The sequence below is a fragment of the Phycisphaeraceae bacterium genome, from assembly GCA_019636655.1.
Taxonomy (GTDB): domain Bacteria; phylum Planctomycetota; class Phycisphaerae; order Phycisphaerales; family UBA1924; genus JAHBXB01.
Map to the genome: position 1 here is coordinate 394,395 of JAHBXB010000003.1, position 11,855 is coordinate 406,249.

12 protein-coding genes and 1 tRNA gene are annotated in these 11,855 nt (G+C 66.6%); 7 read left to right on the forward strand and 6 right to left on the reverse strand.

Annotated elements, in window-relative coordinates:
• Positions 1–107 precede the first annotated feature (107 nt).
• Positions 108–650 carry a class IV adenylate cyclase gene (locus tag KF745_11430; GenBank protein MBX3359023.1) on the forward strand — a complete coding sequence of 181 codons (543 nt, stop codon included), beginning with the start codon at positions 108–110 and terminating at the stop codon, positions 648–650.
• A 55-nt stretch (positions 651–705) separates the two neighbouring features.
• On the opposite strand, the gene KF745_11435 is transcribed toward KF745_11430, so the two are convergent.
• Positions 706–778 (reverse strand) — tRNA-Phe (locus KF745_11435).
• Between the two features lie 102 nt (positions 779–880).
• On the opposite strand from KF745_11435, the gene KF745_11440 reads away from it, so the two are divergent.
• Positions 881–1,792, forward strand: coding sequence for an ABC transporter ATP-binding protein (locus KF745_11440; protein ID MBX3359024.1), 912 nt, complete (start codon positions 881–883; stop codon positions 1,790–1,792).
• Here KF745_11440 and KF745_11445 read toward each other — a convergent pair.
• Together KF745_11445 and KF745_11450 are read right to left on the reverse strand one after the other, a co-directional pair.
• Positions 1,755–2,144, reverse strand: coding sequence for a hypothetical protein (locus KF745_11445; protein MBX3359025.1), 390 nt, complete (start codon positions 2,142–2,144; stop codon positions 1,755–1,757). The genes KF745_11440 and KF745_11445 overlap by 38 nt on opposite strands.
• Positions 2,145–2,276: 132 nt before the next feature.
• A complete protein-coding gene (locus KF745_11450; GenBank protein MBX3359026.1) occupies positions 2,277–2,660 on the reverse strand; it encodes a hypothetical protein in 384 nt (127 codons plus the stop codon).
• A 162-nt stretch (positions 2,661–2,822) separates the two neighbouring features.
• Between KF745_11450 and KF745_11455 the strand changes: the two genes are divergently transcribed.
• The 4 genes from KF745_11455 (at position 2,823) to metF (ending at position 7,310) form a co-directional block, all read left to right on the forward strand.
• Positions 2,823–3,521, forward strand: a complete 699-nt coding sequence (locus KF745_11455) for a hypothetical protein (protein ID MBX3359027.1) — start codon at positions 2,823–2,825, stop codon at positions 3,519–3,521.
• 116 nt (positions 3,522–3,637) lie between these two features.
• Complete coding sequence (locus KF745_11460) at positions 3,638–4,621, forward strand: ArsR family transcriptional regulator (GenBank protein ID MBX3359028.1); 984 nt, start codon at positions 3,638–3,640, stop codon at positions 4,619–4,621.
• A gap of 111 nt (positions 4,622–4,732) precedes the next feature.
• A complete protein-coding gene (ahcY, locus tag KF745_11465) occupies positions 4,733–6,280 on the forward strand; it encodes an adenosylhomocysteinase (protein ID MBX3359029.1) in 1,548 nt (515 codons plus the stop codon).
• A gap of 67 nt (positions 6,281–6,347) precedes the next feature.
• Complete coding sequence (gene metF / locus KF745_11470) at positions 6,348–7,310, forward strand: methylenetetrahydrofolate reductase [NAD(P)H] (protein MBX3359030.1); 963 nt, start codon at positions 6,348–6,350, stop codon at positions 7,308–7,310.
• A gap of 10 nt (positions 7,311–7,320) precedes the next feature.
• On the opposite strand, the gene KF745_11475 is transcribed toward metF, so the two are convergent.
• Positions 7,321–8,118, reverse strand: coding sequence for a gamma-glutamyl-gamma-aminobutyrate hydrolase family protein (locus tag KF745_11475; protein ID MBX3359031.1), 798 nt, complete (start codon positions 8,116–8,118; stop codon positions 7,321–7,323).
• A gap of 96 nt (positions 8,119–8,214) precedes the next feature.
• On the opposite strand from KF745_11475, the gene KF745_11480 reads away from it, so the two are divergent.
• Positions 8,215–9,720 carry a hypothetical protein gene (locus KF745_11480; protein MBX3359032.1) on the forward strand — a complete coding sequence of 502 codons (1,506 nt, stop codon included), beginning with the start codon at positions 8,215–8,217 and terminating at the stop codon, positions 9,718–9,720.
• Positions 9,721–9,726: 6 nt separating this feature from the next.
• On the opposite strand, the gene purD is transcribed toward KF745_11480, so the two are convergent.
• Positions 9,727–11,046, reverse strand: coding sequence for a phosphoribosylamine--glycine ligase (gene purD, locus KF745_11485; GenBank protein MBX3359033.1), 1,320 nt, complete (start codon positions 11,044–11,046; stop codon positions 9,727–9,729).
• Between the two features lie 77 nt (positions 11,047–11,123).
• Positions 11,124–11,798, reverse strand: coding sequence for an ankyrin repeat domain-containing protein (locus tag KF745_11490; protein MBX3359034.1), 675 nt, complete (start codon positions 11,796–11,798; stop codon positions 11,124–11,126).
• Positions 11,799–11,855: the final 57 nt, after the last annotated feature.

An 11,855-nucleotide genomic window follows, 5' to 3' on the forward strand; every position in this document is an offset into this window, starting at 1 on the left:
TGGTGCACAGTTGCCGCGAACTTTCGCGGGTTTCTCGTCCCGAGCGGGGCTGAGATCCGTTCCAAACCCCCCGCTCGCCCGCCCCAAATCCGGACCTAGCGTTGGCGATGCAGAACGTCGAGTTCAAGGCCGAGCTTCGAGATCTGCCCCTCGCGAGAACCATCGTCCTGGCTACCGGCGGCCTCCATGCGGAGACGATCCGCCAGGTCGACACGTACCACCGGCTCGCGGATGGTCGGCTGAAGAAGCGGGAGATCGCGAGGATCGGCCCCGACGGCGGTGAACCCGAGACCGCAGTGGAGTGGATTTACTACGACCGGGCCGATAAGTCGGGACCGAGGCTGAGCCGGTACGACGTCTTCAGCCCCGAACAGGTCGCAACGCGGTACGGGGTGACACCGCTCCCGGTCTGGGTTGTGGTACGGAAGATCCGCGAGGTGTACCTGGTCGACGGCGTGCGGGTCCACCTCGATGATGTCGAAGGGCTCGGAACGTACCTCGAGTTCGAGGCGCCCGTATCCCCGGACCGCCGCATCCCGGCGTGCTTTGCGCTGGTGGATTCTCTTCGTACCAGACTCCAGCCGGTGCTCGGAGAACCGATCGACTGCTCGTACAGCGACTTGCTCGCGCCCCCGGCGGAATCGGTTTAGGACGGCACAACTTCCGCGTACCGCACCACCCCATTGCCAACTTGTAGGCCGGAAATGGGCAGTCCCGGACTTGAACCGGGAACCCCAGCATTTTCAATGCTGTGCTCTACCAATTGAGCTAACTGCCCTGCTTCAAGGCAAACTCCTCAAGCGTCAAGGGTACCGGGGCGGCCTCTTGGGTCAAGCGGGTCCGGATCGGACGAACCGGCATTCCGATACGATCGGCGGAGATGCCCGAACCGACCCGCAGCGATGCGCCAGACGCCGAGCCCGCCGCACCCGGCGCCGTGCCGCCGCTGCTCCGCGTCGAGTCCCTGGTGGTCGAGTTCCCCCGCGCCGGCGGCGCCTTTGGACTGCGGCGCAAGGCTACGCGCGTTGTGGACGGCGTCAGTTTCGAGGTCGCCCGCGGCGAGACGCTCGGGCTCGTTGGCGAATCCGGGAGCGGCAAGACAACGATCGGGCGGGCCGTGCTGCGCCTTGTCCCCGCCGCGAGCGGCCGGGTTCTCTTTGAGGGACGGGATGTGCTGGCGATGTCGGAAGGCGGGCTGCGCCCGCTGCGCCGCCGGATGCAGATCGTGTTCCAGGATCCCGGCGGTTCGCTAAGCCCCCGGATGCGCCTCGGCGAGATCGTCGCCGAACCGCTGGTCGTGCACCGCCTGGTCTCGTCTCGAGCCGAAGCGAGGACGCGGGTCGACGCGCTGCTCGAGCGATGCGGCATGCCGACCGACAGCGCGGACCGCTACCCGCACGAACTCTCTGGCGGGCAGAAACAGCGAGTAGCCATCGCGCGGGCGCTGGCGCTGGAGCCGAGCCTGCTGGTATGTGATGAGCCGACGAGCGCGCTCGACGCTTCGGTCCAGGCGCAGATCCTCAACCTGCTCAGGGACCTTCAGCGCGACCTCTCCCTCTCCTACCTGTTCATCAGCCATGACCTGGCCGTCGTCAGCCACATGTGCGACCGGATCGCCGTGCTCAAAGGCGGGCGGCTTGTTGAGATCGGCGAGACGGACACAGTTGTGCGAGCGCCCGCGCACCCATACACGCGCACGCTGCTGGATGCGGTGCCATCGCTCCACAGAGAACTCTTGACGGCGCCGGCGGGCGTCACACCCAGACCTGGACGATCAGGTTCGGCTCCTTGAGCTTCCCGGTCCACTCGCCAACGGTCGTGGTCGAGAGTTTCACCTCGTAATCGGGATGCTGGTCGAGCCACTCGTTGATCTGCCGGTCGAGATTCTCAAGACTGTCACCGGTGAGCTTGCAATGGAAGGTCCGGCAATGGCAGGCCCCGGTCCCGGTTCCCTTCGGCTTTCGCGCCCAGTCCTCCTGGTGCTTCGCCGCGCCGAGCGATTGCTCGACAAGCTTGATCTGCGGCTTGGCTTCAGGGTGATCGCTCGAGGTGGGCGAGGTCGTCGCGGGGCGATGGCCGAGACCTCCGCCTCCCGTGAACTGGATCTCCGGCGACCGCCTGATCTGGTGAATCCACGGCGTCATGCGTACCTCCCATGGGCGAATGCCCTGTTGGTGGAACGAACCCTGATCCCGGGCCCTCGAAGGGCTGGTCGAATGACCTTTCCGGGGCGTCTCACATGGCCGCCTCAGTATCGCGGAACTGCCGCGAGAACGCTACCGCTGACGAACAAAGTGCCACCACATTGCCTCTGGAGGCCCGTACAAGCGGTGTCCAACCCATCGGGCCGATGGTCCCTCACCGAAGGCAACGGTGAGATCAAGGCGGGCGTCCGTCCGCTCGGTGATGACGCACTCACCGGCGGCGATCCGCCGCACGGAGCCCCGCCCGCCGGAAACCTCCCCTTCGAACTCCAGGTAGGCCCGCCGGTGGTCGGGACGGCTCAGGGCACGCACTTCCGTGCACCCTGGCTGGTCCATCCGCTCCTGGACCCGAAACGACAGGAGCCCCCCCAGGGGCGGGCCGTCGGGCTCGAAGAGCCAGTCAAAGTGGACGCTCCCATCCGGGAGGGTGTGCTCGAGGAGTACGCAGGCACCCATTGTGGAATGGTAAGGTCCCCCCTCCCCCTTGGGAAGCGGGCCGCGGCGAGCCCCTACCCGGAACAGGGCCCCGCTGGTCCCACAACGCACCGCGAACCGATACACTCTCTGCCAACCACCTTCGGCAGGATGACCGAAGGCCCTATTTCACGAGAGATCGAGATGAATACACGCCGTTTCTCACCAGACCGATCACGCCCGATCATGTGCGTTCTCCTGCTTGGCATGGCCATGCTGTTCCTTCCAGCCTGCGCCCAGCGTTCGTTGTCCGCGGTGCGTGAGAGTGGCGAGAGGCACTACGTCGCCGGCCAGTACAGCGAGGCGATTGTGGACTTCCAGGAGTACGTCGAGCGACTGCCGGGGGACCCGGTCGGGCAGTACAACCTTGGACGGGCCTACCTGAAGGTCACCCCACCCCGCCCCGTGCCGGCCCGCGAGCACCTCTGGCTCGCCTACCCGCAGCGGATGAACGATCCCGCGGTTGTTGACGCCCTGTGCGATGCTTTGGTCGCCGGCGACCGCGACGAGGAGTTGTACAAGCTCCTGCGGCAGCGTGCGCTCGACCGGCAGCAGGTCAGCGACTACCTGCGGCTGGCCCGCTACGCCCAGGAACTGGGAGATGCCGACGAGGCCCGACAGGCTCTCGTCATGGCCGCGAGGCTTGATGAGGGCCAAACCGTCGAGGTTCAGCTGGCCATGGTCGACTTTTACAGCAGCATCGGCGACAAGGACCAGGCCGTCCGGCGGCTCAGGATGGCCTATTACCTGAACCCACGCGACACACGAGTAGCCGAGCGGATGAAGACGCTCAATGCCGTGACGGGGCCCACGTTCGCGATCAAGCCAGATGAGGCTCCCTGACCGGGGGCCCGATAGAAACGTCCACCGCGAGGGCCCCAGCGGCCCTCGCTTCCTTTTTGGTAGACCCCTTGGTTGACATTCCCGGGGCTCTATCTACCATTCATCCGGATAAACGGATGGATCGCACAGCCGCCGACACCTTGGTCACCGCCCGTCTCGCCGCGCTTGGCGAGATGATCCGCCTTCGCCTCCTTCGGCTGCTCGAAGAAGAGGAGTTATCGGTGGGTGAGTTGGCGCGGGTCGTCCAGCTCCCGCAATCAACGGTCAGTCGCCACCTCAAGGTGCTCGCCGATGGAGAGTGGCTGTTCAAGCGGAGCGAGGGCACGGCGACGCTGTACCGGCTGGTTCTCGACGACATGGATGCAAACGCAAGGGCCCTTTGGCTCGCGGTCCGGGCACAGATGAGCCCGGACCATTCGCCGGAACTCGCCGAGGACACGCGGCGGCTGGAGTCGGTGCTCGCCGAGCGACGGACCGACAGCCAGTCGTTCTTCGGCCGCGTCGTGGGGGAATGGGACGATCTGAGAAATGATCTCTTCGGCGACCGCGCCACGTTCCAGGCGATGCTGTCGCTCCTCCCCCGAGATTGGACCGTAGCCGACCTTGGCTGCGGCACCGGGAACGCGGCGGAGTTGTTGGCCGCCAATGTCGCTCGCGTGATCGCCGTGGACCAGTCGGCCCCGATGATCAAAGCCGCGAAGAAGCGTCTGGCTGGGTGCGACAACGTGGACTTCCGTCGCGGCGACCTTGACGCCTTGCCACTGTCGGCCGGAGAGGTCGATGCAGCGGTGTGCGTGCTGGTCCTGCACCATGTTGCGGACCCCAGCGCCGCATGTGCGGAGATCCATCGCACGGTGCGCCCCGGCGGCGTTGTCCTGATCGTGGACATGGTGGAGCACGAGCGGGCGTCCTACCGCCACACCATGGGCCACCGGTGGCTGGGGTTCTCGCGGTCGGCTATCGAGCGTCTGCTGACCCAGGCCGGGTTCCGAAACCCGAAGTACCAGGAGTTGCGATCACACCCTGAGGCCAAGGGCCCGGGCTTGTTTGCCTGCACGGCGTTCGCCGGATCGGACGCTGGCCGGAAGGTCCCAGAATGACAGTCAAACCGTCACCGACCGCACGAGCGCACGCTCGGTGCGCGAGGGGGCGGATCACGTAGCGCTTGTATCGGCACGAGGCCGATAGACACTCAACCCCTCGGAGATCCCATGAGCACGACCACTGCCGCGAAACCTGCTTCCAAGTCTTCCAACGGCACGGCCTCCAGCGCCCGCCCGGCGTTCAAGGTTCGGGACCTTTCGCTGGCCGAACTGGGCCGCAAGGAGATCCGACTTGCCGAACACGAAATGCCGGGGCTGATGGCCCTGCGCGAACGGTACAAGGGCAAGAAGCCGCTGGCCGGCGCAAAGATCATGGGCTCGCTGCACATGACCGTTCAGACGGCCGTGCTGATCGAGACGCTCGTGGACCTGGGCGCGGACGTCCGCTGGGTCTCGTGCAACATCTTCAGCACGCAGGACTCCGCCGCGGCCGCGGTGGCCGTCGGCCCCAACGGCACGGTCGAGAATCCCAAGGGGGTTCCGGTCTTCGCGTGGAAGGGTGAGACCCTTGAAGAGTACTGGTGGTGCACGGACCAGGCGCTGGCGTGGCCCGATGGCACCGGCCCGAACCTGCTGCTGGACGACGGCGGCGATGCCACGCTGCTCGTCCACAAGGGCTTCGAGTTCGAGAAAGCCGGCAGCGTTCCCGCCTTCAACGCGGAGAGCGACCCCGAGGAATGGGGCGTGATCCTCGACCTTCTGCGCGAGCAGCAGAAGGCCAACCCGGGGCGGTTTACCAAGGTTCTCAAGGGGATCAAGGGCGTGAGCGAGGAGACGACGACCGGCGTGCTCCGGCTGTACGAGATGCAGCGGGCGGGCACGCTGGCATTCCCCGCGATCAACGTGAACGACTCGGCGACCAAGAGCAAGTTCGACAACCTCTACGGCTGCCGGCACTCGCTGGTCGACGGCCTGAACCGTGCGACGGACGTCATGCTCTCGGGCAAGGTGGCCCTGGTGCTCGGGTACGGCGATGTCGGCAAGGGGTGCTGCCAGGCGCTCCGCGGGCAAGGCTGCCGCGTGATCGTCACCGAGATCGATCCGATCAACGCCCTGCAGGCCGCGATGGAGGGGTACCAGGTCGCGACGCTCGACGACGTCGTCGAGACGGCGGACATCTTCATCACCGCCACCGGCAACAAGGACGTCATCAACCTGTCCCACATGAAGCGGATGAAGGACAAGGCGATCGTTGCGAACATCGGCCACTTCGACAACGAGATCGACATGGCCTCGTTGCTCAGGGCGTGCGACAAGGGCGAGGCCAAGCGGATCAACATCAAGGCCCAGTACGACGAGTTCGTCTTCCAGCCCGGCACCTCCGGCGAGAAAAGCATCCTGGTGCTGGCCGAGGGCCGGCTGATGAACCTGGGGTGCGCAACCGGCCACCCGTCGTTCGTCATGTCCTCGTCCTTCACAAACCAGACGATCGCGCAGCTTGATCTGTGGCTCAACGCCAACAACAAGCCGACGCTCAGCGGGTTCAAGTACGAGACCGGCAAGGTCTACACGCTGCCCAAGAAGCTCGACGAGGAGGTGGCCCGTCTGCACCTGGCCAAACTCGGCGTCAGGCTGACGCGGCTGACCGACGCGCAGGCGAAGTACCTGGGCATCTCGCCCGACGGACCGTACAAGTCCGACCACTACCGGTATTGATCGGCTTGCGGGGGCACGGCCTAGCGGCCCTGCCCCCGATTCCCACAACCTCTCCCGAGTGTGACTGTTGCACATCCAGGACATTCTCAAACTCGACCCGACGACGTTCTCCTTCGAGTTTTTCCCGCCGAAGTCGGCGGAGGCGGCGGAGGCGCTGTTCCAGTCGGCCAAGGAACTCGAGGCGCTCAAGCCGAGTTTCGTTTCGGTGACCTACGGCGCCGGCGGTTCAACACGGGAACTGACCCGCGACCTTGTGGTGCGGCTCAAGTCGTCGACGCGGCTGGACCCGGTGCCGCACCTGACCTGCGTGTGTCACTCGCAGGACGAGGTCAAGTCGATCCTGGACCGGTACGCCGAGGCGGGGATCACCAACATCCTCGCCCTGGGTGGGGACGTCCCCAAGTCCCTGAACGGCCATGACCGCAGCTCCGATTCGTTCCGCTATGCCGCCGACCTGGTCCGCTACATCCGGCAGTACAACGACGGCGGCGGGCACTTCGACCGTCGGGGATTTGGTATCGGTGTCGCAGGATACCCGGAGGGTCATCCCGGAACGCCCAACCGCCTCCGCGAGATGGAGCTGCTCAAGGCGAAGGTCGACGCGGGCGCCGACTACATCGTCACGCAGCTTTTCTTCGAGAACCGGGACTTCTTCGATTTCCGGGATCGATGCGAGTTGATGGGCATCAAGGTCCCGATCCTCGCCGGGATCATGCCGGTCACCTCGCTCCCGGGGATGCTCCGGATGGCGGATTTGGCGCTGGGATGCCGCTTCCCGGCCCCGCTGATGCGGGCAATCAACCGCACCAGCGGCGATGCCGATGCGATCAGGCGGGTCGGCGTGCACTGGGCGACGGAGCAGTGCCGCGACCTCTTGGACAATGACACCCGCGGAATCCACTTCTACACACTGAACCGGTCGACGGCGACGCGCGACATCTATCTCAATCTTGGTGTACAGGATTCGCGGTCGCTGTCACGGCCCGGCAAGGACCAGGTGATCTGGACCACGACGCCCCCGGGCGCGTGAAAACCCGCCATCAGTCGCCGACCGCGGCGACGAGGCGCCGGAACAACGCGATGCCGAATCGGTGGTCCTCGGTTCGCTCCGGGTGCCACTGCACACCGATGAAAAACCTCCTCGCGGGATCGTCGATCGCCTCGATCACGCCATCGGCCGAGCGGGCAATCACCCGGAGCCGTCCCGCGTCGCATACGGCCTGGTGGTGGTGGCTGGTCACTCCCCCACCGTCGGCCGCCGAGTCGGCCGGTGGCAGCGCCCCCGGAACAAGCACGGTGATGGGGTGCAGCCGGTTGCCGCTGTGGCTCTCGGCGGTCTCCAGCACATCTGGAAGGTGCTGGTGCAACCGGCCGCCGTGGGTCAGAGCCATCATCTGCATACCCAGGCACACACCGAGCACCGGACGCTCCGGATGGGCCCCGAGCGCAGCGAGCAGCGCGGTCTCGTAGGCCTGGCGAACCGGGTGGATCGGCGTCGCTTTCGGGTGCGTCGGCATTCCAAAGGGCTCCGTCCTCGGGTCGTCGCCACCGGTCAGGACAACGGCATCAAGGAGGCCGACATGGGTCTCGGCCATCGCCGGGTCTGGCGGCAGAATGATCGGCACGCCCCCGGCCTCCTTCACCGCGCGGGCATAGGCGAGCGAGCAGGTCGCACGTGGCTTCCCCTCGACTGGCTCGGAGAGATCCGCGGTGATCCCGACGACCGGGCGTCGCCGCTGCGGCGCCGGCTGGCCGACCGGCGCCTGTCGCGGTGCAGCCGCCTGGTCGTGACGGGGCGACTGCCTCCAACCGCCAAACTCGCTGCGATCCCTTGGCACGCTGACACTCCGAAGCCTGGCCACGCACACAGCCGCGATGCAAGGATACTCGTCGGAACCGGCCCGACCGGGACGGCGAGCGAGTACACTCCCTGCATGTCCACTCGAACAGTACTCATCTGGCTCGGTGTCGCGATCGTGCTCGGGGTGGCCCTTGTAGTGATCCTTCGAGGTCCGAGCCCGGCCGGCTCTTCAGGAGCGGGCGGAGCCGTCGTGCCGGGTTCGGTGATCCTGGCGTTTGACCAGGCCCTGGTCACGACCATCGACATCGAAGACCCGGATGGGAAGACCCACTCGATCCGACGCGGCGCCGGGCCCGACCAGTGGCTGATCCAAATGCCGACCTCCGGATCGGAGCCGGGGCCGACGTGGAGCGTCTTGCCGCAGCGTGTCCGCGGCGCCCTGCGGAGGCTGTCGGAACTCAGAGCCCGCGCCGCGGCGGAGGGGGAGTCCGGTATCGGGGAGCGATTCACCACCGTCACGATCACGCTCTCCGACGGGTCGCGCCGGCGTCTTCGCCTCGCGGAGCGGGTACTGGCTGGAGCCGGGCTCGCCGAGACGGACGAGATACCGAGCGGAAACGACACGGCGGCCGACGTGCGGTTGGCGCAGATCGACTCGGGGATCCACGAGATGTTCCGCGCCGCCGATCTGGCGTTCTGGCGCGACACCGCGGCGCTGCCCGGGATCGGTCCGGAGGCAAGCCGGATCACGATCAAGAACTCCGACAGAACGATCGCCCTTGCCCGGCTCAAGGAACGCTGGTTCGTGCGGCAGCCGGTCTCCGCGCCGGCCAACGAGCCCCGGGTTGCGTCGATCATCCGGGCGCTCAACGGCGTGGTCATCACCGACTTCCTGGATTCCAGGCAGCCCGATGGTTCGATGACCGGCCTTGATGCTCCGGTGGCCGTGGTGACTACCGAGACCGATGCGGGCCCGACAAGTCCTGCAGGTGGCACGACCACGTTCCAGCTCAGCGTGGGCGGGCCGGCCGACACGACCGGCAAGTCCCTGTTCGCATCACTCACGACAGGAGACGGACCGCCCCGCACCTTCGTCATTGACGCCGCGGGTCTGTCCGCGGCTCTCTCATCCGATCCGATCGCATACATCGCGGCGCCGGCGACCCACCTGAGCCCGGCAGATGTCGGGGGCATCGCGTTCACAGGCGAGCCCGACCCGGCGGCGCCGACCGCGCCTGCCGCTGCGCCGGCTCGCAGAAGCCTCAAGCGGAGTCTCTCGAACTGGGTTGAGGTGCTGCCCAATGGGTCCGAGTCGATGCTCGCGGAGGCACAGGCCAAGGGAGCAGTCGACTTCCTGGCGTTGCTCCACGACCGCCAGCCTGCGTCAGTCGTGATCACGGCGCCGCACGAATACCGGCGCATGGGGGAGATCTCCCTGCTTTCACTCGATGATTCTCCGCTGGACATCGTGGAGATCGGCGTCGCAGGACAGGCGCTCGTCGCACGCTCGGGAGAGGTCTATCGGTCCTATCCCATGGAAGCGGTACCGGCGTTCGTACGCGACTGGCTCGTGCGAAGCGGGGCCGCGATCACACCGGTTCCCGCGGTGGCCGGGGATCCGACGGATCCGATGAAGTAGTAGCGGCTAGCGGCCGGTGTCGGCGCCGATGTCCTTGCGGTAGGTCTTGCCCTCGAATCGGATCAGGTCGCAGGCGCGGTAGGCACGCTGGCGGGCCTGCTCCATCGACTCGCCGACCGCGGTCACGCTCAGCACCCGCCCGCCGGCCGTCACGATCCGGCCCGCCTCATCTCGCCGCGTACCGGAGTGGAACACCGTGACGCCCTCGACCTCGGCGGCGTCAGCGAGGCCCTCAACGGGAACACCCGTGCGAGGCCGATCGGGGTAGCCGTGGCTCGCGAGCACGACACAGCAGGACGCGGCGGGTTGCCAGTCGATCGACACGTTGTCGAGTTTACGGGTCGCCGTTGCCAGGCAGACATCCACCAAATCCGCCCGCATACGGGTCATGAGGACCTGGCACTCGGGGTCGCCGAAGCGGGTGTTGAACTCCAGCACCTTCGGACCGGCGGGCGTGAGCATGATCCCGGCGTACAGGACGCCTCGGAAGTCGATCCCATCACGCTTCAAGGTGTCGATCGTGGGGACGAGGATCTCGCGGTAGACGCGCTCGATGACCTTGTCGTCGGTGACACCGCCCGGACAGAACGCGCCCATGCCTCCGGTATTCGGACCGGTGTCGCCGTCTCCAAGGCGTTTGTGGTCCTGGCATGCCTCAAGAAGGTAGATGGTCCGGCCATCCACCAGCGCGAGAACGGAGGCCTCTCGGCCGCGCAGCCGCTCCTCAATAACGACCTTCGCGCCCGCGTCTCCGAACTCCCGCCGGACCATGATCCGATCGATCGCGGCAACCGCATCGTCGGCGGTGTCGGGCACGATGACGCCCTTTCCCTGGGCAAGCCCCGCGGCCTTGACCACCTGCGGGGACTCACGCGAGCGGATGTATTCTTTCGCCGCGTCGGCATCCGAAAAGACCCGTCCTTCCGCAGTGGGGATCGCCGCCGCGCGGAAGAGTTGCTTCGCCCATGCCTTGTCCGACTCGAGCATGGCCGCCTGTTTTCCGGGGCCGAACACGACCGGGGCCGCATCGCCGCTCCCGGTGCCCGCGGCAAGGGCATCGGCCAGCCCAGCGGCAAGCGGGGCTTCGGGCCCGATGATCACCAGGCCAACCCGCTCTTTCTCGCAGAACCGCTGAAGCCGAAACGGCCGGTCGTATTCGATAGGCACATCGGCGGCTCGCCCAAGCTCGGCAAGGCCGGGGTTCTCGGGATGGGTGAGCCATAACTGGCCCAACCGGCCGGACTGGCGGAGCTTCCACGCAATCGCGTGCTCACGCCCCCCACCGCCGACTAGCAGAACATTGACCCGCTCGGTGCTCTTTGTCATCGGGCGATGGTAGCCGAGGCCCTTGGACGCATATGGGCTGACTTCCGGCCCAATCAGTGGCCGCGCGCGAACAGTTGTTACGGTCCCACGAGCACAGCTGCCACCTCCGGCCTCCGGGCCGAGACCGCAACGTCGCGGGCGGATCGCCCTCGCTTGTCGACGATGGTGGTGCTGGCTCCGGCATTCTTCAACGCGCGTGCAACCTCGACGTGGCCTTCCCGCGCGGCCAGATGCAGGGCCGTCCAGCCATCTGCCCGCTGAGCATTCAGGGGTGCGTTGCGGGCGATCATCGCCACAACAACGTCGAGTTCCCCGTTCTTTGCAGCGAACATGAGGGCAGTCTGCATCTGGCGGTCACGGACCTGCTGGTCCGTGGGGGCGTCGACAAGGAGGATCGCCGCGGACGTGTTGGACCGGTGGCATGCGATCATCAGCGGCGTTCGCCCGTCCTCATCGATCGCATCCGGGCTTGCTCCCGCGGCCAGAAGGGCGCGGATCGCTGCATCGTTGCCGGCGATGGCAGCCACATGCAGCGGGGTGTTGAAGTCGCGAGGTTCGTGGGCGTTCGGGTCGGCGCCAGCAACCGCCGCGGCACCGAGTGCCGCTGAATCGTTGGAAGCCGCTGCCACAAACCATTGATTGGACTTTGGATCAACCGTGGCAGATCCGCCGCGAGCCCCCTGGTTGCAGCCGATCAGGGCCATCTGCACGGACGCGGCGAGGACGCAGGCAAGCGATGCTCTGGGATTCACGGGCTCCTCCTGGAAGTTCGGGTTGAACCGGCGCTTCACAGCCTACCAAGACCTCGC

What these genes read in the sequence shown, in the direction of transcription:
- KF745_11430 (MBX3359023.1), top strand. Translation starts at nt 108, where the DNA reads ATGCAGAACGTCGAGTTCAAGGCCGAGCTTCGAGATCTGCCCCTCGCG.
- KF745_11440 (MBX3359024.1), top strand. Translation starts at nt 881, where the DNA reads ATGCCCGAACCGACCCGCAGCGATGCGCCAGACGCCGAGCCCGCCGCA.
- KF745_11445 (MBX3359025.1), bottom strand. Translation starts at nt 2,144, where the DNA reads ATGACGCCGTGGATTCACCAGATCAGGCGGTCGCCGGAGATCCAGTTC.
- KF745_11450 (MBX3359026.1), bottom strand. Translation starts at nt 2,660, where the DNA reads ATGGGTGCCTGCGTACTCCTCGAGCACACCCTCCCGGATGGGAGCGTC.
- KF745_11455 (MBX3359027.1), top strand. Translation starts at nt 2,823, where the DNA reads ATGAATACACGCCGTTTCTCACCAGACCGATCACGCCCGATCATGTGC.
- KF745_11460 (MBX3359028.1), top strand. Translation starts at nt 3,638, where the DNA reads ATGGATCGCACAGCCGCCGACACCTTGGTCACCGCCCGTCTCGCCGCG.
- ahcY (MBX3359029.1), top strand. Translation starts at nt 4,733, where the DNA reads ATGAGCACGACCACTGCCGCGAAACCTGCTTCCAAGTCTTCCAACGGC.
- KF745_11480 (MBX3359032.1), top strand. Translation starts at nt 8,215, where the DNA reads ATGTCCACTCGAACAGTACTCATCTGGCTCGGTGTCGCGATCGTGCTC.
- purD (MBX3359033.1), bottom strand. Translation starts at nt 11,046, where the DNA reads ATGACAAAGAGCACCGAGCGGGTCAATGTTCTGCTAGTCGGCGGTGGG.